Source organism: Streptosporangium sp. H16 (genome assembly GCF_051918855.1).
Taxonomy (GTDB): Bacteria; Actinomycetota; Actinomycetes; order Streptosporangiales; family Streptosporangiaceae; genus Streptosporangium.
Genome location: NZ_JBPXMD010000008.1, coordinates 246,062 through 266,155 on the forward strand (window position 1 = coordinate 246,062; position 20,094 = coordinate 266,155).

Here is a 20,094-nt window from a genome sequence, read left to right on the forward strand (position 1 = left end):
ACCAGTGTGCCGAGCGAAGCCTGATTTATCCGTGGTTTTCAACAAAGATCACGGGTTGTTATCTACTGCCTGCCCGATTGTTATATGATAGAGCCTTTTTGGGACTCTCGTGGGTGTTTCTTTACGAAACAGATCTCTTGGGAAGACTAGCAGCGCTCGCAGTAGATGCGAAGAGTTACCCGTGCGGCACCGCGATCGAGACCGCGCGGGCGAGGTGACGTAGCCTTGACACCGTGCGTCCCGTCATCGTTTACACCGCGTCCCGGGCCGGTCTGCTGGCCGTGACTCTAGGAGTGCTCTATATCCTCGGCCTGCGCGAGCCCCTGGCCCTGCTGATCGTCGCATTCCTGATCAGCGGTGTGGCCAGTTACGTCCTGCTCTCGAAGCAGAGAGACGCGATGAGCAAGCGAATCACTAAGAATCGGGAGTGATCGGCAACGGGAACATGCCGACTCGGGCATGGTACTCGTGACCAAGACGAGTTGTGTCACTACCAACCAGTAATCCGCCGGGGTGCGCGAGGAATGCCTTGATCCCGATTCCGCGGTCCCGCGTCGGGTTCCACGCCAGGGCCCTGCCGGTGCGCGGGTGGATCGCGCCGATCCCCGGCCGCGCCACCGCCCCGGGGCCCGCCGAGTCGCGACCGTCCGGATTGTTCAGCCAGCGCTGGTGCCCGCCGACGTAGACGGCCGCCCCCGTCGCCGCCACCGCGTACAGCGAGTCACCCCCGGTGTGGTTCACCCACGTCGGGCGTACCACGCCGGTCTCGGACGGGGCGCGGGTCTCGAACCGGGCGGCGGTGTCGCACATCCTGTCCCGGCCCCCGGGCCCGCCGGTCGTGACGACGGCGAGATAGCTCCCGTCGGGGGCGAAGTCCAGGCCCCGCACGTAGCCGGGGAAGTCGGCCCTGCACCGGCCCCGGTAGGCGTCGGTCCGCCACGGCGCCACCTCGGCGGGTGAGGCGAGGAGACCCGGCGACGGGGCGTCCGGCGCGGTGGAGTTCGGCGCGGTGACGGCCGGGGGGGTGACGGCGATCAGGCCGAGCTGGGCCCGCGGCAGGCCTCCGAGCGTGGTGAAGTCGCCGCCGACCGCGAGCCTGCCGTGGCTGAGGGAGATCGCGTGGACCCTGGTCCTGCCTCCCCTGGGCGCGCCCGGCTCGATCGTGAAGGACGGGTCGGCCTCGCCGGTGACGGCGTCGATCCTGGCCAGTGCCGTACGGGCGACGGGGCCGACGTGGGTGAAGTCGCCGCCCGCGTAGAGGTGTCGGCCGAGCCTGGCCAGACCGGTGACCGTGCCGCCGCGGACCTGGGCGCCGAAACGGGACACCGGGGAGCCGTCGGAGAGCCGGAGCAGGGCCAGGCCCCGCGTCCGCGCGCCACCGGTCCTCGTGAACCGCCCGCCCGCGTAGACGGTGCCGCGGACCCCCGCCGCCAGGGCCTGGACCGGGCGGTCGAGGCGCGGCGCGAAGCCCGGCAGGATCCGGCCGGTGGCCAGGTCGTAGGCGAAGAGGTTGGTGCGCGGCAGCACTCTCGCCACCCCCGCGCTCCCGGCCTCGCGCACCTCGCCGAACGAGCCGCCGACCACCACAGTGCCGCCCACCAGCGCGATGGCGTTGACGATCCCGTCGAGCACGTGGGGGGTGGTGTTCGCCGGATCGGCCGAGACGACCCCGCTGTGCTTCGTGGTGCCGGCGGCGGCGATCCCGGGTGGGACCAGGGTCAGGACCGCGACCAGCAGGCAAGTGGCTCTGGCAAACATTCGACAATTTTTAGCATGCTCTGGGTGATGGAATGACTACTTTCCGTGGATTATCGGGGCGGGCCTAGGGTGGGAGTCATGACGCGCGCTTCTCTGGACAAGCAGCCGCACGAGGTCGCCGCGATGTTCGATCGCACGGCCAGGCGGTACGACTTCGTCAACGACGTTATCTCCCTGGGCCAGGTCCGGCTGTGGCGCAAGGCCACCGCCGCGGCCGTCGACGCGGGCCCCGGCGAGCTGGTCCTCGACCTCGGCGCGGGCACCGGTACGTCGACCGACACGTTCACCGCGCTGGGCGCCCGCGCCATCGCCTCCGACTTCTCGCTCGGCATGCTGAGCACCGGGGTGAGGCGCAGGGGCGGCTCCGGCATCTCCGGGGGCGGGGTGCGGGGCGTCAGCTTCGTCGCGGGCGACGCGCTGCGGCTGCCCTTCGCCGACGGCGTCTTCGACGCGGTGACGATCTCCACGGCGCTGCGCAACGTGCACGACACCGGCGGCGCGCTGCGCGAGATGTACCGGGTGGCCAGGCCGGGCGCGCGGCTGGTGATCCTGGAGTTCTCGCACCCGACGCCCAGGTCCTTCGACCTCGTATACTCGCAGTACCTGATGAAGCTGATGCCGCGGGCCGCGAAGCTCTTCGGTTCCAACGACGACTCCTACGAGTATCTGGCGGAGTCGATCAGGGCCTGGCCGGACCAGGCGGGGTTGGCGAAGATCATTCAGGGAGCGGGCTGGGAACGGGTCGCCTGGCGCAACCTGAGCCTGGGAATCGTGGCCCTGCACCGCGCGTACAAGCCCGCGTAGCGCCCCGCGTGGAAGATTGGCGACGAGGGCAACACCCGCCTGACACTTTGCCCCGCAAAGGCGTTAGACTTCGGCCCGACAAGTTTGTGAAGCTCTTCACAAAGGAACGAAAGGCCCCTTACCCCGAGGCCCCCACAGCGTGTAGGACAGGACAGGTCCCGTGACCGTGCCAGCCGCCACACAGCGGAAAGTCGCTGAGGCTGACGCCGACGTCATCGTCGTCGGCGCCGGGCCCGCCGGTTCGACAACCGCATTCCACCTCGCGCAGGCCGGGCTCGACGTCCTGCTGCTCGAGAAGACCACCTTCCCCCGCGAGAAGGTCTGCGGCGACGGGCTGACGCCCCGAGCGGTCAAGCAGCTCATCGCGATGGGGATCGACATCGACGCCCCCGGCTGGGTCCGCAACAAGGGCCTGCGCGTGGTCGGCGGCGGGATGCGCTTCGAGCTCGACTGGCCGGAGCTGTCGAGCTTCCCCGACTTCGGCCTGGTGCGCACCCGCCAGGACTTCGACGAGATCCTGGCCGCCAACGCGGTCAAGGCGGGCGTCCGCCTGCTGCAGGGGGTGAACGTCACCGCCCCGGTCCTCGACGACCGCAGCGGGCACATCGTCGGCGTGGTCGCCAAGCGGGACGGCGAGGAGGTCACCTACCGTTCCCGGCTGGTGGTCGCCGCCGACGGCAACTCCACCCGCATCTCCCTGGCGATGGGGCTGCACAAGCGCGAGGACCGCCCGATGGGCGTCGCGGTGCGGACGTACTTCGAGAGCCCCCGCCACGACGACGACTACCTGGAGACCTGGCTGGAGCTGTGGGACGGCGACACCCTGCTGCCCGGCTACGGCTGGATCTTCGGTGTCGGCGACGGCACCTCCAACGTGGGCCTGGGGCTGCTGAACACCAGCGAGTCCTTCAAGGGCATGGACTACCGCGACCTGCTCAAGCGCTGGGTGAAGGGCATGCCCCCCGAGTGGGGCTACGTCGAGGAGAACATGACGACCCCCATCAGGGGCGCCGCGCTGCCGATGGCCTTCAACCGCCAGCCGCACTACACGCGGGGCCTGGTGCTGGTCGGCGACGCCGGCGGGATGATCAACCCGTTCAACGGCGAGGGCATTGCGTACGCGATGGAGACCGGCCACATCGCCGCCGAGACGATCGTCCAGGCGCTCGGCAGGGTCACCCCCGCGCAGCGGGAGCGCGTGCTGCGCGCCTACCCTCAGACGTTGAAAGACGCATACGGTGGTTACTTCACCCTCGGCAGGGGATTCGTGGAGCTGATCGGGCACCGCGGTGTGATGAACTTCGCGACGCGTCACGCGCTGCCGCACCCCCACCTGATGCGGTTCGCGCTCAAGCTCCTTGCTAATCTCACCGACCGGCGGGGTGACGCGTCCGACCGCATCATCAACGCCCTGTCGAAGGTGGCGCCACCGGCATGAGAGCGACGAGGGCCGGACACCTGGAACCGGGGGCGATGATCGCCCTGCCTAGACTTTCGAAATACACCACAACGCAGAGCTACGCGCCGGCGCGCGTGGAGATGGGAGAGGAGGCGTAGCGATGGAGTTGTACGCACCCATCCTGGTGCTCGCCGTTCTCGCGGCGGGATTTGCGATCTTCTCGGTGACGATCGCCCCCTTCACCGGTCCCAAGCGCTGGAACCGCGCGAAACTCGACGCCTACGAATGCGGCATCGAGCCGACGCCCCAGCCCGTGGGCGGAGGCCGCTTCCCGCTGAAGTACATGGTCACCGCGATGCTGTTCATCGTGTTCGACATCGAGATCATCTTCCTCTACCCGTGGGCGGTCGCGTTCGACCAGCTCGGGCTGTTCGGGTTGGTCGAGATGCTGCTGTTCATCGTCACCGTGCTCGTGGCCTACGCGTACGTGTGGCGCCGCAAGGGTCTGGACTGGGACTAGATATGGGTCTTGAAGAGAAACTTCCGAGCGGGTTCATGCTCAGCACGGTCGAGCAGGTGGCCGGCTGGGCGCGCAAGAACTCCGTCTGGCCGGCGACGTTCGGTCTCGCCTGCTGTGCCATCGAGCTGATGTCCACCGGCGGTCCCAAGCACGACCTGGCGCGCTTCGGCATGGAGCGCGCCTCGGCGTCTCCGCGCCAGGCCGACCTGATGATCGTCGCGGGACGGCTGTCGCAGAAGATGGCCCCGGTGCTGCGCCAGATCTACGACCAGATGGCCGAGCCCAAGTGGGTCATCGCGATGGGCGTCTGCGCCTCCAGCGGCGGCATGTTCAACAACTACGCGATCGTGCAGGGCGTCGACCACGTCGTCCCCGTCGACATCTACCTGCCCGGCTGCCCGCCGCGGCCCGAGATGCTCATCGACGCGATCGTCAAGCTGCACGACAAGATCCAGAACACGAAGTTCGGCGCGCACCGCGCCAAGCAGATCGACGAGCTCGAACTGCAGGCCCTGCGGACGCTGCCGCTGATCGACCAGGGGACCGCCAAATGACGAGCGAACCCGCTGACAACCTCCCCGAGGTTCCGGAGGAGCCGATCGCCCACCTGGGCATGTTCGGCGCCTCGGGCACCGGCGACACCTCCGGCTACGGCCGCCTCGTCGTGCGGCGCAAGCCCGAGCTGTCCAGCGCCCGCCCGTACGGCGGCTACTTCGACACCGTCGCCGACGAGCTGGAGCGCGCCCTCGGCGGCGATCTCGGCGACGCCGTCGAGCGCGTGGTGGTCGACCGCGGCGAGCTGACCTTCCACGTCAGGCGCGAGCGCCTGCTCGACGTCGTCAGGACCCTGCGCGACGACCCCGCCCTGCGCTTCGAGCTCTCGCTCGGCGTCTCCGGCGTGCACTACCCCCACCTGGTGGGCCAGGAGCTGCACGCGGTGATCCACCTGTGCTCGATCACGCACAACCGCCGCCTGCGCGTCGAGGTCTCCTGCCCCGACGACGACCGGCACATCCCCTCCACGGTCTCGGTGTACCCGACCCACGACTGGCACGAGCGCGAGACCTGGGACTTCTTCGGCATCGTCTTCGACGGGCACCCGGCGCTGACCCGCATCATGATGCCCGACGACTGGGACGGTCACCCCCAGCGCAAGGACTACCCGCTCGGCGGCATCCCGGTCGAGTACCGCGGCGCCGAGATCCCCGCGCCGGACCAGAGGAGGTCCTACACATGAGCGTCCCCTACCAGGAGACGAAGGAGACCATCGGCGGCCCGTACGACGCGTACGACGACGCCACCGAGGGCAAGGTCTACACCGTCTCGGGCAACGACTGGACGGAACTGGTCGAGACCCTCTCCGGCCAGCAGGACCAGCAGCTCGTCATCAACATGGGCCCCCAGCACCCGTCCACGCACGGCGTGCTCCGCCTGGTCCTGAACCTGGACGGCGAGACGGTCACCGAGGCCCGCACGGTCATCGGCTACCTGCACACCGGCATCGAGAAGAACCTCGAATACCGGACGTGGACCCAGGGCACGACGTTCGTCACCCGGATGGACTACCTGGCGCCGATCTTCAACGAGACCGCCTACTGCATGGGCGTCGAGCGGCTGCTGGGCATCACCGACCGGATCCCCGAGCGGGCCCAGGCCATCCGCGTGATGATGATGGAGCTCACCCGGATCTCCTCGCACATGGTGGCCATCGGCACCTTCGGCATGGAGCTGGGCGCGACCACGCCGTTCCTCTTCGGGTCCCGCGAGCGCGAGATGGTGCTCGACGTGATGGAGTACATCACCGGCCTGCGGATGAACATGGCCTACGTCCGGCCCGGAGGCGTCTCGGTCGACCTGCCCGCCGGCGCCGTCGACAAGGTCGGCGAGCTGCTCAAGGTCATGCCGGGGCGCATCAAGGACATGCGCAAGATGCTCGACGCGAACCCGGTCTACCTGGCCCGTACCAAGGACGTCGCCTACCTCGACCTCACCGGCTGCATGGCGCTGGGCGTCACCGGCCCGATGCTGCGGGCCGCGGGCCTGCCGTGGGACCTGCGCAAGTCGCAGCCCTACTGCGGCTACGAGACCTACGAGTTCGACGTCCCGACGGAGAAGACCGCCGACGTCTACGGCCGCTACCTGGTGCGGGTGGCCGAGATGGAGGAGTCGCTCAAGATCATCGAGCAGGCGCTCGACCGCCTCTCCGGGCCGCTCAAGAACGACCGGGTGATGATCGACGACAAGAAGATCGGCTGGCCCGCGCAGCTCGCGCTCGGCCCCGACGGCCTGGGCAACTCGCCCGACCACATCGCGCACATCATGAGCGGCTCCATGGAGGCGCTGATCCACCACTTCAAGCTGGTGACCGAGGGTTTCCGGGTCCCGGCCGGGCAGGCGTACGCCTCGGTCGAGTCGCCCCGCGGCGAGCTCGGCGCCCACGTGGTCAGCGACGGCGGAACCCGCCCCTACCGCGTACACTTCCGCGACCCGTCCTTCACGAACCTGCAGGCCATGCCCGCGACGTGTGAGGGCGGCATGGTCGCCGACGTCATCTCGGCGGTGGCCTCGATCGACCCGGTGATGGGAGGTGTCGACCGATGAGCCCCAGCAAGGGCCCGGCCGGCCAGTCGGCGAACGCGGCGGACGAGAGGCTCGACGCGAGCACGGGTACCGGCCTGACGGGCGAGAGCGCCCTCGGGACGAGCACCGCCCTGGGCGGCGAGCCCTCGAACGAGGCCGCCCGCGCGGGTGGCGAGGAGGTGAGCGCGACCGTGAGCAAGGGGTACGCGCCGGAGGTGCGGGAGCGCCTGGAGCGCGACGCCAAGGAGATCATCGGCCGCTACCCGAAGCCGCGGTCGGCCCTGCTGCCCCTGTTGCACCTGGTGCAGTCGGAGGACGGCTACGTCTCCGACGACGGCCACGAGTTCTGCGCCGAGATGCTCGGCCTGAGCAAGGCCGAGGTCGTGGGCGTCTCCACCTTCTACACGATGTACAAGCGCAGGCCGATGGGCCAGTACCACGTGGGCGTGTGCATCAACACGCTCTGCGCGGTCATGGGCGGCGACCAGATCTGGGAAGAGCTGTCCGAGCACGCGGGCATCGGTCACGACGAGACGACCCCCGACGGCAAGGTCTCGCTGGAGCGGCTGGAGTGCAACGCCGCCTGCGACTTCGCCCCGGTGATGATGGTCAACTGGGAGTTCTTCGACAACCAGACCCCGGCCTCGGCCAAGCAGCTCGTCGACGATCTCAGGGACGGCAAGGAGATCTCCCCGACCCGGGGGCCGAAGAAGCTCTGCACGTTCAAGGAGGCCTCGCGGGTGCTCGCGGGCCTGCCCGACGGCCTGGCCGGCGACGGCCCCTCGGCGAACGGCCCCTCCCTGGAGGGTCTGAAGATCGCCAAGGCCAAGGGATGGAAGGCTCCGGAGGCGTGAACGTGCCACGGTGTGGAGCCACCAGGAGCGGGCGTGCCGGTCAGACCGGCGCGTGCGGGCGCAACGAGCGTGCCGGCAGGCACGGAGCGGCCTCGTCACGGAGCGACGGGCTGCCAGGCGAGGAGACGAAGTGACCACTCTCACCCCGGTTCTGACCGCGAACTGGGACCAGCCCAACTCCTTCACCCTGGAGGGCTACGGCGACTACTCGGCGGCCGAGAAGGCGCTGGGCATGGACCCCGACGCCGTCATCCAGGCCGTCAAGGACTCCGGACTGCGCGGCCGAGGCGGCGCGGGCTTCCCCACCGGCATGAAGTGGGGCTTCATCCCCCAGGGTGACGGCAAGCCGCACTATCTGGTGGTCAACGCCGACGAGTCCGAGCCCGGCACGTGCAAGGACATCCCGCTGATGATGGCCAACCCGCACTCGCTGGTCGAGGGCGTCATCATCACCGCGTACGCGATCCGGGCCAACCACGCCTTCATCTACGTGCGCGGCGAGGTCGTGCACGTCGTGCGCCGCCTGCAGGCGGCCGTGGCCGAGGCGTACGCCAAGGGCTATCTCGGCACCGACCTGTTCGGCTCCGGCTTCGACCTCGAGCTGGTCGTGCACAGCGGCGCCGGCGCCTACATCTGTGGCGAGGAGACGGCGCTGCTCGACTCGCTGGAGGGCTATCGCGGCCAACCTCGGCTCAAGCCCCCCTTCCCCGCCGTGGCGGGCCTGTACGCCTCGCCGACAGTGGTGAACAACGTCGAGTCGGTCGCGAGTGTTCCCTCCATCATCGCCAACGGCGCCGACTGGTTCGCCGGGATGGGCACGGAGAAGTCCAAGGGCTTCGGCATCTTCTCGCTGAGCGGCCACGTGACCACGCCCGGCCAGTACGAGGCCCCGCTCGGCATCACGCTGCGCGAGCTGCTGGAGATGTCCGGCGGCATCCGCGAGGGCCACCGGCTCAAGTTCTGGACCCCCGGCGGGTCGAGCACCCCGATCTTCACCGACGAGCACCTCGACGTCCCGCTGGACTTCGAGTCCGTCGGCGCGAAGGGCTCGATGCTCGGCACCCGGGCCCTGCAGATCTTCGACGAGACCACCTGCGTGGTGCGCGCCGTGCTCCGCTGGACCGAGTTCTACGCGCACGAGTCGTGCGGCAAGTGCACCCCCTGCAGGGAGGGCACCTACTGGCTCAAGCAGGTGCTCAAGCGGCTGGAGAAGGGTCAGGGCACCGAAGAGGACCTGACCACGATCACCGACATCGCCGACAACATCCTGGGACGCTCCTTCTGCGCCCTGGGCGACGGGGCCACCAGCCCCATCCACTCGTCGGTGAAATATTTCCGCGACGAATACCTCGAGCACTTCGAGATCGGCGGCTGCCCGTTCGATCACGCCCCGTCCACGGTGTGGGGTGCCCAGTGAGCGCGCGGACCCAGGCAACCGGCAAGCACGTCGGCAAGCACAGCACCGTCTCGGTCATGAGGCCGACGGAGGAGACGCCATGACCGTCGAAGCCACCACCCCGGCGCAGCAGGTGCCGGTGAACCTGGTCACCGTCACCATCGACGGCTTCCAGGTGAGCGTCCCGAAGGGCACCCTGATCATCCGGGCGGCAGAGCTGCTCGGCATCCAGATCCCCCGGTTCTGCGACCACCCGCTGCTGGAGCCGGCCGCCAACTGCCGCCAGTGCCTGGTGGACATCCCCGACGCCGGAAACGGCCGCGGCTTCCCCAAGCCGCAGCCTTCCTGCGCGATCGAGGTCGCCGAGGGCATGGTCGTGCAGACCCAGCTCACCTCCCCGGTCGCCGAGAAGGCGCAGCGTGGTGTGATGGAGCTGCTGCTCCTGAACCACCCGCTCGACTGCCCGGTCTGCGACAAGGGCGGCGAGTGCCCGCTGCAGAACCAGGCCATGTCCAACGGCCAGGGCGAGAGCCGCTTCGTGGAGAAGAAGCGGACCTTCGACAAGCCGGTCGCGCTCTCCTCCGAGGTGCTGCTCGACCGCGAGCGCTGCGTCCAGTGCGCGCGCTGCATCCGCTTCTCCGACGAGATCGCCGGAGACCCGCTCATCGACTTCTTCGAGCGCGGGGCCAAGGAGCAGGTCGCCACCGCCGACGGACGCCCGTTCGAGTCCTACTTCTCCGGCAACACCGTGCAGATCTGCCCGGTGGGCGCACTCACCGGTGCCGCGTACCGCTTCCAGGCCCGCCCGTTCGACCTGGTCTCCACGCCCAGCGCCTGCGAGCACTGCGCGAGCGGCTGCTCCCTGCGCACCGACCACCGGCGCGGCAAGGTCACCCGCCGCCTGGCCGGGGACGACCCCGAGGTCAACGAGGAGTGGAACTGCGACAAGGGTCGCTGGGCCTTCACCTACGCGACCCAGCCCGACCGGCTGAAGACCCCCCTCGTCCGTGACGAGGAGGGACGCCTGGTCCCGGCCTCCTGGCCCGAGGCGTTCGCCGCGGCCGCCAGGGGCCTGTCCGCCGCGCGCGGGCGCGCCGGCGTGCTGGTCGGCGGTCGCCTCACCGTCGAGGAGGCGTACGGGTACGCGAAGTTCGCCCGGATCGCTCTCGGCACGAACGACATCGACTTCCGTGCCAGGCCGCACTCCGAGGAGGAGGCGCGGTTCCTCGCGCACGCCGTCGCCGGCAAGGGCATCGAGGTCCGCTACGCCGACCTGGAGAAGGCACCCGCGGTGCTCCTGGCGGGCTTCGAGCCCGACGAGGAGTCGCCGATCGTCTTCCTGCGCCTGCGCAAGGCGGCCCGCAAGAAGGGCCTGAAGGTCTTCTCGGTCGCGCCGTTCGCCGGCCCCGGGCTCGCCAAGATGGGCGGCACCCTGATCCCGGCGGTGCCGGGGTCGGAGACCGCCGTCCTGGAGGACCTGGCCGCCGTGGACGCGCTCGCCGCCGAGGCGATCAGGCAGCCGGGTGCGATCATCCTGGCCGGTGAGCGGCTCGCCACCGTGCCGGGCGCGCTGTCGGCGCTGCTGCGGCTCGCCGACTCCACCGGCGCCCGCCTGGCCTGGATCCCGCGCCGCGCCGGTGAGCGCGGGGCCGTCGAGGCCGGAGCGCTGCCGAACCTGCTGCCGATCGGCCGCCCGGTCTCCGACGAGACCGCCCGCGCCGAGGTGGCCAGGGCGTGGGACGTCGCCTCCCTGCCCGAGGGCGAGGGCCGCGACACCACCGCCATGCTGGCGGCGGCGCTCGACGGCGAGCTCGACGCCCTCGTCATCGCCGGTGTCGACCCCTACGACCTGCCGGCGCCGCAGGCCGCGCTGCTCGCCATGGAGAACACCCCGTTCATCGTGAGCCTGGAGCAGCGCGCCAGCGCGGTCACCGACCGCGCCGACGTGGTGCTCCCCGTCGCCGTGGTGGCCGAGAAGTCGGGCACCTTCGTCGACTGGGAGGGACGCGGGCGCACCTTCGCCGAGGCGCTCCCTGTTCCGGGGATCATGAGCGACCTGCGGGTCGTCTCCGCGATCGCCGACGCGATGGACGTGCACCTCGGCCTGCCCGACCCCGCCGCCGCCCGCCGCGAGCTCAGCTCGATCGGCGCGTGGCGCGGTCCCAGGGCCGCCGCCCCCGACGCGGTCGGCCGGGCCGCCGCCCGGCCGAGGGCGGGGGAGGCCGTGCTGGCCAGCTGGCACCTGCTGCTCGACGACGGCCGCATGCAGGCCGGAGAGCCGTACCTGGCGGGCACCGCCCGCCGGGCCGAGGCGCTGGTGTCGGAGTCCACCGCGGCCGAGTCGGGCCTGGTCGACGGCGGCGAGATCGTCGTCAGCGGCGAGCGCGGCTCGCTGAGCCTGCCCGTGCGGATCGCGGACCTGCCCGACCGGGTGGTGTGGCTGCCGGCCAACTCCGCGGGCCGCTCGGTCACCCGGGACCTGCGCGCCGTCGCCGGTGACGTGGTCGCGATCGGCGCCTCCTCCGGGAACGCCGCGTCCGACGGGGGTGCCTCCGTCGCGCCCGCCGCCGCGAGCCCGGTCACGCCGGGTTCGGCGAGCACCGTCGCGGGCATCGGCGCGGCCACCGACACCGGGTCCGACGAGCGTGCCACCGGCACGACGGCCGGCGAGGCACGCGCCGCCGGCGAAGCCAACGAGGAGCGGTAATGAACGCCCGGACTCTTCTAGCGGCCGATCCGAGCCTCGCCGACTTCGGCAAGGACCCGCTCTGGATCAGCATCATCAAGGCCGCCGTCATCTTCATCGTCCTGATGCTGGGCGTGCTGTTCGGCGTGTGGTTCGAGCGCAAGCTCATCTCCCGCATGCAGAACCGGTACGGTCCCAACCGGGCGGGCAAGTTCGGGTTGCTCCAGTCGGTGGCCGACGGTCTCAAGATGGGGCTGAAGGAAGACCTGATGCCCCGGACCGTCGACAAGGTGATCTACTTCATCGCCCCGGTTGTCCTGGCGGTCCCGGCCTTCCTCGCCTTCTCCGTCATCCCGATGGGCCCGATGGTCTCGATGTTCGGGGTGCAGACGCCGCTGCAGCTCACCGACCTGCCGGTCGCGGTGCTGCTGGTGCTCGCGATGGCCTCGATCGGCGTGTACGGCATCGTGCTGGCCGGCTGGGGCTCGCGCTCCCCCTACTCGGTCCTCGGCGGCCTGCGGGCCAGCGCCCAGGTGGTCTCGTACGAGATCGCGATGGCCCTGTCGTTCGTCGGCGTCTTCCTGTTCGCCGGGACCCTCTCCACCTCGGAGATCGTCGCGGCGCAGGCCAACGGCGGGGTGCTCACGCTGGGCGGCCTGGAGATCCCGCTGCCCTCCTGGTACATGATCCTGCTGATCCCGTCCTTCCTGATCTACATCATCACGATGCTGGGCGAGACCAACCGGGTCCCCTTCGACCTGCCCGAGGGCGAGGGCGAGCTGGTCGGCGGCTTCCAGACCGAATACTCCAACTCGTTGAAGTTCGCGGTCATCATGCTCGCCGAGTACGTCAACGTCTTCGTGGTCTCCGCGGTCTCCATCACCCTGTTCATGGGCGGCTGGCGGGCCCCGTGGCCGATCTCCATGTGGGACGGGGCCAACACCGGCTGGTGGCCGCTGCTGTGGTTCTTCCTCAAGATGGTGCTGGTCTTCTCCTTCTTCGTCTGGTGCCGCGCCTCGCTGCCGCGTGTCAGGTACGACCAGCTGATGGCCCTCGGCTGGAAGATCCTCATCCCGGTCAACCTGGCCTGGATCATGCTCGTCGCCACGGTCAAGGCCATGCGGCTGGACAACGTCGACCAGTCGGTCGTGTTCATCGTGCTCGCGGCCGTGCTGGTCGGCTGCTTCGGTATCTGGTGGCGTTTCGACAGCGTGCTGCAGAGGCGCAAGGAGACCAGGGCCGCCCAGGTCCAGGCCGAGTTCGAGCAACTCCAAGCCGAGCCGTCCGCCGGTGGCTTCCCGGTGCCGCCGCTCGACCTGCCGCACTACCACGGTGTAGCGCGCAAGGAGGTTCCCAGTGGGAGCAACTGATTGGCTGAATCCCATCAAGGGATTCGGCGTGACCTTCCACACGATGTTCAAGAAGGTCGAGACGGTCAACTACCCCGAGGAACAGCGGCCCACGGCCCCGCGCTTCCACGGCCGGCACCAGCTCAACCGCTGGCCCGACGGCCTGGAGAAGTGCGTCGGCTGCGAGCTGTGCGCCTGGGCCTGCCCGGCCGACGCGATCTTCGTCGAGGGTGCGGACAACACCGACGAGGAGCGGTTCTCGCCGGGTGAGCGCTACGGGCGCACCTACCAGATCAACTATCTGCGGTGCATCCTGTGCGGCCTGTGCATCGAGGCCTGCCCGACACGGGCGCTCACGATGACCAACGAGTACGACCTCGCCGACAGCAGCCGTGAGAGCCTCATCTACACCAAGGAGATGCTGCTCGCGCCGCTCGGCCCCGGCATGGAGGTCCCGCCGCACCCCATGCGTCTCGGCGAGACCGAAGAGGACTACTACCGGCTGGGACGCAACAATGGGTGAGACCATCACGTTCTGGGTTCTGGCGGTCGTCTCGGTGGGGGCGGCCTTCGGGCTCGTCTTCAGCCGCAAGGCGGTCTACTCGGCGCTGATGCTGGGCGTCGTCATGCTGTCGCTGGCCGTGCTGTACGCGGTCCAGGACGCCCCCTTCCTCGCCGCTGTGCAGATCATCGTCTACACCGGCGCGGTCATGATGCTCTTCCTGTTCGTCCTGATGCTCGTCGGCGTCGACTCAGCCGACTCGCTGGTCGAGACGATCAGGGGACAGCGTCTGTGGGCGTTCGTCGCGGGCATGTCCTTCGCGGCGCTGCTCGCCCTGGGCGTCGGCAACGCCGTCTACGCCCCGCCCACCGGCCTCGCCACGGCCGTGCAGGGGGCGGGCGGCAACGTGCCCTCCCTGGCGCAGCTCATCTTCACCAGGTACGTCTTCGCCTTCGAGGTCACCTCGGCGCTGCTGATCACCGCCGCGCTCGGCGCGATGGTGCTGGCGCACCGCGAGCGCATCCGGCCCAAGGCCACCCAGCGTGACCTGGCCCGCGCTCGCTTCACCGGTCCGCAGCCCTCGCCGCTGCCGGGGCCCGGCACCTACGCGCTGCACAACGCGATCGACATGCCGGCCCTGCTGCCCGACGGCACGGTCGCGGAGAAGTCCATCAACCGGGTGCTCGCCCGGCACGAGATCGAGGACGGCTTCGCGCCGACCGACCCGGCGAAGGCGGCGCTCATCAAGCAGGTCCTGGAGAAGGAGGCGGCACAGGGCCGCGACTCCGGCTCAGACGACGAGCCCGTCCATGTGAGGGACGCGGCACTCCAGCAGGAGGACGGCAAGTGACCACTCACTACCTGGTGCTCTCCGCGCTGCTGTTCGCGATCGGCGCCGTCGGTGTGCTGGTGCGGCGCAACGCGATCGTGGTGTTCATGTGCGTGGAGCTCATGCTCAACGCCTGCAACCTCGCGTTCGTCACCTTCGCCAGGCAGCAGGGCAACCTGGACGGCCAGATCATCGCGTTCTTCGTGATGGTGGTGGCCGCGGCCGAGGTCGTGATCGGCCTCGCCATCATCGTGATGATCTTCCGAACCCGCAGGTCCGCGTCGGTGGACGACGCCAACCTGCTGAAGTACTAAGAGGTGGCCGTGGAACCCGCTGAGATCATCCAGCATTCCGGGGGCGTGATCGGGGCCTCTTGGCTCATGATCGCACTCCCGCTGCTCGGCGCCGCGGTCCTGCTGCTGGCCGGGCGTCGCTCCGACCGCTGGGGTCACCTCCTCGGCGTCGCGATGTCCCTGGGCGCCTTCGTGGTGGCGGTCGCCGCCTTCGTCGAGATTCTCGGCCTGCCCGAGGCCCAGCGCCGCCAGGGTGTCCCGCTCTACCAGTTCATCCCCGGCGTCGCCGACATGGGGCTGCTGATCGACCCGCTGTCGATCAGCTTCGCCCTGCTGATCACCGGTGTGGGATCGCTGATCCACATCTACTCGATCGGCTACATGTCGCACGACGTCGACCGGCGCCGGTTCTTCGCCTACCTGAACCTGTTCGTCGCGGCGATGCTCCTGCTGGTGCTGGCCGACAACTACGTCGCCCTGTTCATCGGCTGGGAGGGCGTGGGCCTGGCCTCGTACCTGCTCATCGGGTTCTGGCAGTTCAAGCCCTCGGCGGCGGCCGCGGCGAAGAAGGCCTTCATCGTCAACCGCGTCGGCGACTTCGGCCTGCTGATCGCGATCTTCACGATCTTCACGACGTTCGGCACGGTCGCCTTCGGCGAGCTGTCCGGCGGGACCGTGAGCGGGGCGATCTCCTCCGGCGGCGCCTCGCAGGGCACGATCACCGCGATCGGACTGCTGCTGCTCCTGGGCGCCTGCGGCAAGTCGGCCCAGCTGCCGCTGCAGTCGTGGCTGCTGGACGCGATGGAGGGCCCGACCCCGGTCTCGGCCCTCATCCACGCGGCGACCATGGTCACCGCGGGCGTCTACCTGGTCGTCCGCTCGGGCGCGTTCTTCGAGGCCGCCCCGACCGCGCAGCTCGTCGTGACGATCGTCGGCGTGGCCACGCTGCTCGCCGGTGCGATCATCGGTTGCGCCAAGGACGACATCAAGAAGGGCCTCGCGGGCTCGACGATGTCGCAGATCGGCTACATGATGCTCGGCGCGGGCCTCGGCCCGGTCGGCTACGCCTTCGCCATCGCGCACCTCATCGGGCACGGCTTCTTCAAGGCCAACATGTTCCTCGGGGCGGGCTCGGTCATGCACGCCATGAACGACGAGGTCGACATGCGCAAGTACGGCGGGCTGTTCTCGGTGATGAAGGTCACCGCGGTCACCTTCATCGTCGGCTACCTCGCGATCATCGGCTTCCCGCTGCTGTCCGGTTACTTCACCAAGGACGGCATCATCGAGACGGCGATGCACCACAACCCGATCCTGGGCTGGCTCGCGGTCCTGGGCGCGGGCATCACCGGCTTCTACATGTCGCGGATGATCTTCATGACCTTCTTCGGCAAGAAGCGCTGGGCCGACGACGCGCACCCGCACGAGTCGCCCTCGGTGATGACCGTGCCGCTGATCCTGCTGGCGATCGGCTCGATCTTCCTGGGCGCCTTCATGGTCCTGGACAACCGGCTCATGAGGTTCCTCGCCCCGGCGGTCGGCCTGCCCGAGGAACTCCCCGGGTTCCACCCCTTCAGCGTCCCCGGCCTGGCCACGCTCGCGCTGGTCGCCGTCGGTGTCGTCCTCGCCTGGTTCCGCTACGGCTCCGCCGAGGTGCCCCGGGTCGCTCCGCGCGGCTCGTTCGTCACCACCTTCGCCCGCCGTGACCTGTACGGCGACGCGCTGAACGAGGCGCTGTTCATGCGCCCCGGCCAGTGGCTGGCCCGCATCGCGGTGTTCTTCGACAACCGCGGCATCGACGGCCTGGTCAACGGCCTGGCGGCGGGGATCGGCGGGACCTCCGGGCGGCTGCGTCGCATCCAGACCGGCTACGTGCGGTCCTACGCGTTGTCCATCCTCTTCGGTGCCGCCGTGGTCGTTGGCGCGCTGCTCTACGTAGGGAACATGTGATGCCCTGGCTCTCGACCCTGATGGCCGTGCCCGTTCTGGGCGCGGTGGGTGTCTCCCTTGTCAAGAGTGACAAGCTCGCCAAGCAGCTGGCCCTTGCGGTCTCGCTGGTCGTGCTGGCGCTGACCGGCGTCCTGGCGGCGCAGTTCGACCCGGCCTCCGGGACGCGCTTCCAGTTCGCCGAGGTCTACGAGTGGATCCCGCGCTTCGGCGTCCACTACGGCGTCGGCGTCGACGGCATCGCCCTGGTGCTGATCGCGCTGTCGGCGATCCTCGTGCCGATCGTGATCCTCGCCTCCTGGCACGACGCCGACGGCTCCGGGGCCGAGGCCCCGCCCAAGCGGTCGGTGAAGACCTACTTCGCGCTGCTGCTGGTGCTGGAAGCGATGATGATCGGCGTCTTCGCGGCGACCGACGTCTTCCTGTTCTACGTCTTCTTCGAAGCCATGCTCATCCCGATGTACTTCATGATCGGGTCGTACGGCGGGGCGCAGCGGTCCTACGCGGCCGTGAAGTTCCTGCTGTACTCGCTCTTCGGCGGCCTGCTCATGCTGGTCGCGGTGATCGCGCTCTACGTGGTCGCCGGGAAGAACACCTTCATGTTCCCCGAGCTGATCGCGGCCGTTCAGGACCCGACCACGCAGAAGTGGCTCTTCGCGGGCTTCTTCATCGCGTTCGCGGTCAAGGCGCCGCTGTGGCCGTTCCACACCTGGCTGCCCGACGCCGCCGCGCAGGCCCCGGCCGGCGCCGCGGTGCTGCTGGTGGGCGTGCTGGACAAGGTCGGCACGTACGGGATGCTCCGCTTCTGCCTGGAACTGTTCCCCGAGGCGTCGAAGTTCTTCACCCCGCTGGTGATCGTGCTGGCGGTCGTGGGCATCGTCTACGGCGCGATCGTGGCCATCGGCCAGACCGACATGAAGCGCCTGATCGCCTACACCTCGATCTCGCACTTCGGCTTCATCGCGCTGGGCGTCTTCGCGATGACCGCGAACGCGGGCGCGGGCGCCACCCTCTACATGGTCAACCACGGTTTCTCGACCGGCGCGCTGTTCCTGATCGCCGGCTTCCTGATCTACCGCCGGGGTTCCAGCCGTATCGCCGACTACGGAGGCGTGCAGAAGGTCGCCCCGCTGCTGGCGGGCACCTTCCTGATCGCCGGCCTGTCCGGGCTCTCCCTGCCGGGTCTGTCCACGTTCGTCAGCGAGTTCATGGTCCTGCTCGGTACCTACCAGCGCTACCCGGTCCCGGCGATCATCGCGACCAGCGGTGTCGTCCTGGCGGCCGTCTACATCCTGTGGATGTACCAGCGCATGATGACCGGCGCCCCGAAGGAGCCGGCGTACGCCGTGCCCGGTTCCCCCGAGGAGGCGGCGCACGTCCTGCCCGACTCCCCGAAGGAGCCCGGCTCCTCGAAGAAGCCGGTGCTGAGCCTGCCCGACCTCAACCTGCGTGAGATCTTCGTGGTGGCCCCGCTGGTCGCGGTGCTCCTCGTGCTGGGCTTCTATCCCAAGCCGGTGCTCGATGTGATCAACCCGGCGGTGGACAAGACGCTCAGCAGTATCAACATCGAACAGCCCAAACCCGCCGTGGCGGACCAGAAGGGGGCCGGGCAGTGAACGACGCCATCATCCAACCCCCGACGATCGAGTACGCGCTGCTGTCGCCGATGCTGCTCGTGTTCGGCGCGGCCATCATCGGCGTGCTGATCGAGGCGTTCGCGCCCCGCTACCTGCGCAAGTCGATCCACATGCCGCTCACGCTGCTGGCCCTGGCCGGCGCGTTCCTGATGACCGTGCTCAACGCCGTCAACGGCCTGCCGGACGCCCCGGCGGCGATGGGCTCGGTCGCGGTGGACGGTCCCTCCCTGTTCATCTGGGGCATCATCCTCGTGCTCGCCCTGGTCAGCACGCTCCTGATCAACGACGAGGAGCAGTTCGTCGCGCAGGCGGCGGCGGTGCCGGGAAGCCCCGACGAGGAGGAGGCGATCCTCAGCGGGTACGCCCAGACCGAGGTCTACCCGCTGCTGCTGTTCTCGGTCGGCGGCATGCTGCTCTTCGCCTCCGCCAACGACCTGCTGATCATGTTCGTCGGCCTCGAGGTCATGTCCCTGCCGCTGTACCTGCTCTGCGGCCTGGCCCGCCGTCGCCGCCTGCTCTCGCAGGAGGCCTCGGTCAAGTACTTCCTGCTCGGCGCGTTCTCCTCGGCCTTCTTCCTGTACGGGATGGCCCTGATCTACGGCTACGCCGGGTCGGTGGACCTGCGGGCCATCAGCGCCTCGCTCAGCGCGGTCAGCGGCCAGGAGACCCTGCTGCTGATCGGCACCGCGATGCTCGGCATCGGCCTGCTCTTCAAGATCGGAGCCGCGCCGTTCCAGGCGTGGAAGCCTGACGTCTACCAGGGCGCGCCCACCGCGGTCACCGCCCTGATGGCCTCCACCGTGCTCGTCGCGGCCTTCGGAGCCGTCCTCAGGGTCTTTTGGGTGGCTCTGGGCGGCCTTGAATGGAACTGGAAGCCGGTCATGTGGGGCGTCGCGATCCTGACGATGATCGTCGGCGCGATCCTGGCCATCACCCAGACCGAGATCAAGCGGATGCTCGCCTACTCCTCGATCGCGCACGCGGGCTTCCTGCTCACCGGCATCGTCGCGGTCGGCGCCGCCGAGCAGAACGCCCAGGCCCTGTCGGCCATCCTGTTCTACCTGGCCGCGTACGGCTTCACCACGGTCGGCGCCTTCGCGGTCGTCACCATGGTGCGCGACGCGGGTGGCGAGGCCGGGCACCTGTCCCGGTGGGCCGGCCTGGGCAAGCGCTCCCCGGTCCTGGCGGGCATCTTCGCCTTCTTCCTGCTCGCCTTCGCCGGCATCCCGCTCACGAGCGGCTTCTTCGGCAAGTACGCCGTCTTCTCGGCGGCGGTCGCCGGGGACGCCCTGCCGCTCGTCGTCGTGGGTGTGGTCAGCTCGGCGATCGCGGCGTTCTTCTACGTCCGCGTCATCGTGCTGATGTTCTTCAGCGAGCCCGCCGCCGACGGGCCGTCCATCGCGGCGCCCACGGTGGGCACCTCGGCTGTGGTCACCCTCGCGGCAGCGGCTACGGTAGTGCTCGGGGTCTTCCCGCAGCCGGTGCTCGATCTCGCGGATCAGGCTGCGTCCGCGCTGTTCATTCGCTAGAGGAGTAACGT

The 20,094-nt window shown here is 69.3% G+C and carries 18 protein-coding genes; 17 read left to right on the forward strand and 1 reads right to left on the reverse strand.

Annotated elements, in window-relative coordinates:
* Nucleotides 1-233: 233 nt before the first annotated feature.
* Complete coding sequence (locus tag ACTOQ2_RS16335; protein WP_440100398.1) at nucleotides 234-431, forward strand: DUF4229 domain-containing protein; 198 nt, start codon at nucleotides 234-236, stop codon at nucleotides 429-431.
* Here the strand turns inward: ACTOQ2_RS16335 and ACTOQ2_RS16340 are convergent.
* Entirely contained in the window at nucleotides 415-1,758 is a 1,344-nt protein-coding gene (locus ACTOQ2_RS16340; protein ID WP_440100399.1) for a hypothetical protein, read from the reverse strand. The genes ACTOQ2_RS16335 and ACTOQ2_RS16340 overlap by 17 nt on opposite strands.
* 78 nt (nucleotides 1,759-1,836) lie before the next feature.
* On the opposite strand from ACTOQ2_RS16340, the gene ACTOQ2_RS16345 reads away from it, so the two are divergent.
* From ACTOQ2_RS16345 to nuoN, 16 genes are all read left to right on the forward strand, one after another.
* A complete protein-coding gene (locus ACTOQ2_RS16345; RefSeq protein WP_440100400.1) occupies nucleotides 1,837-2,562 on the forward strand; it encodes a demethylmenaquinone methyltransferase in 726 nt (241 codons plus the stop codon).
* 160 nt (nucleotides 2,563-2,722) lie between these two features.
* Nucleotides 2,723-4,000 carry a geranylgeranyl reductase family protein gene (locus ACTOQ2_RS16350; protein ID WP_362690182.1) on the forward strand — a complete coding sequence of 426 codons (1,278 nt, stop codon included), beginning with the start codon at nucleotides 2,723-2,725 and terminating at the stop codon, nucleotides 3,998-4,000.
* Nucleotides 4,001-4,121: 121 nt separating this feature from the next.
* A complete protein-coding gene (locus ACTOQ2_RS16355; protein ID WP_440067972.1) occupies nucleotides 4,122-4,481 on the forward strand; it encodes an NADH-quinone oxidoreductase subunit A in 360 nt (119 codons plus the stop codon).
* Between the two features lie 2 nt (nucleotides 4,482-4,483).
* On the forward strand, nucleotides 4,484-5,035 hold the full coding sequence (locus ACTOQ2_RS16360; RefSeq protein ID WP_030916695.1) for a NuoB/complex I 20 kDa subunit family protein: 552 nt from the start codon (nucleotides 4,484-4,486) through the stop codon (nucleotides 5,033-5,035).
* A complete protein-coding gene (locus tag ACTOQ2_RS16365; RefSeq protein ID WP_440067974.1) occupies nucleotides 5,032-5,718 on the forward strand; it encodes an NADH-quinone oxidoreductase subunit C in 687 nt (228 codons plus the stop codon). The genes ACTOQ2_RS16360 and ACTOQ2_RS16365 overlap by 4 nt, the downstream gene beginning before the upstream one ends.
* Nucleotides 5,715-7,082 carry an NADH-quinone oxidoreductase subunit D gene (locus tag ACTOQ2_RS16370; RefSeq protein WP_440067976.1) on the forward strand — a complete coding sequence of 456 codons (1,368 nt, stop codon included), beginning with the start codon at nucleotides 5,715-5,717 and terminating at the stop codon, nucleotides 7,080-7,082. The genes ACTOQ2_RS16365 and ACTOQ2_RS16370 overlap by 4 nt, the downstream gene beginning before the upstream one ends.
* Before the next feature lie 158 nt (nucleotides 7,083-7,240).
* A complete protein-coding gene (gene nuoE, locus ACTOQ2_RS16375; protein ID WP_440068142.1) occupies nucleotides 7,241-7,915 on the forward strand; it encodes an NADH-quinone oxidoreductase subunit NuoE in 675 nt (224 codons plus the stop codon).
* A 130-nt stretch (nucleotides 7,916-8,045) separates the two neighbouring features.
* Nucleotides 8,046-9,332: an NADH-quinone oxidoreductase subunit NuoF gene (gene nuoF, locus ACTOQ2_RS16380; RefSeq protein ID WP_440100401.1), complete on the forward strand. Its 1,287-nt coding sequence runs from the start codon at nucleotides 8,046-8,048 to the stop codon at nucleotides 9,330-9,332.
* A gap of 79 nt (nucleotides 9,333-9,411) precedes the next feature.
* Nucleotides 9,412-12,018: an NADH-quinone oxidoreductase subunit G gene (locus ACTOQ2_RS16385; protein ID WP_440100402.1), complete on the forward strand. Its 2,607-nt coding sequence runs from the start codon at nucleotides 9,412-9,414 to the stop codon at nucleotides 12,016-12,018.
* Complete coding sequence (gene nuoH / locus ACTOQ2_RS16390) at nucleotides 12,018-13,367, forward strand: NADH-quinone oxidoreductase subunit NuoH (protein WP_440100403.1); 1,350 nt, start codon at nucleotides 12,018-12,020, stop codon at nucleotides 13,365-13,367. Before ACTOQ2_RS16385 ends, nuoH begins: the two co-directional genes overlap by 1 nt.
* Complete coding sequence (gene nuoI, locus ACTOQ2_RS16395; protein WP_344747308.1) at nucleotides 13,354-13,869, forward strand: NADH-quinone oxidoreductase subunit NuoI; 516 nt, start codon at nucleotides 13,354-13,356, stop codon at nucleotides 13,867-13,869. The genes nuoH and nuoI overlap by 14 nt, the downstream gene beginning before the upstream one ends.
* A complete protein-coding gene (locus ACTOQ2_RS16400; protein ID WP_440067984.1) occupies nucleotides 13,862-14,698 on the forward strand; it encodes an NADH-quinone oxidoreductase subunit J in 837 nt (278 codons plus the stop codon). The genes nuoI and ACTOQ2_RS16400 overlap by 8 nt, the downstream gene beginning before the upstream one ends.
* The gene (nuoK, locus tag ACTOQ2_RS16405) at nucleotides 14,695-14,991 is read left to right on the forward strand and encodes an NADH-quinone oxidoreductase subunit NuoK (RefSeq protein WP_329089089.1); all 297 of its coding nucleotides are present in this window, start codon (nucleotides 14,695-14,697) and stop codon (nucleotides 14,989-14,991) included. Before ACTOQ2_RS16400 ends, nuoK begins: the two co-directional genes overlap by 4 nt.
* Before the next feature lie 66 nt (nucleotides 14,992-15,057).
* Nucleotides 15,058-16,920: an NADH-quinone oxidoreductase subunit L gene (nuoL, locus tag ACTOQ2_RS16410; protein ID WP_440100404.1), complete on the forward strand. Its 1,863-nt coding sequence runs from the start codon at nucleotides 15,058-15,060 to the stop codon at nucleotides 16,918-16,920.
* Nucleotides 16,920-18,533 carry an NADH-quinone oxidoreductase subunit M gene (locus ACTOQ2_RS16415; RefSeq protein WP_440100405.1) on the forward strand — a complete coding sequence of 538 codons (1,614 nt, stop codon included), beginning with the start codon at nucleotides 16,920-16,922 and terminating at the stop codon, nucleotides 18,531-18,533. Before nuoL ends, ACTOQ2_RS16415 begins: the two co-directional genes overlap by 1 nt.
* Nucleotides 18,530-20,083 (forward strand): NADH-quinone oxidoreductase subunit NuoN, encoded by a 1,554-nt coding sequence (nuoN, locus tag ACTOQ2_RS16420; protein WP_440100406.1) that lies wholly within the window; start codon nucleotides 18,530-18,532, stop codon nucleotides 20,081-20,083. Before ACTOQ2_RS16415 ends, nuoN begins: the two co-directional genes overlap by 4 nt.
* The last annotated feature ends 11 nt before the right edge of the window (nucleotides 20,084-20,094 follow it).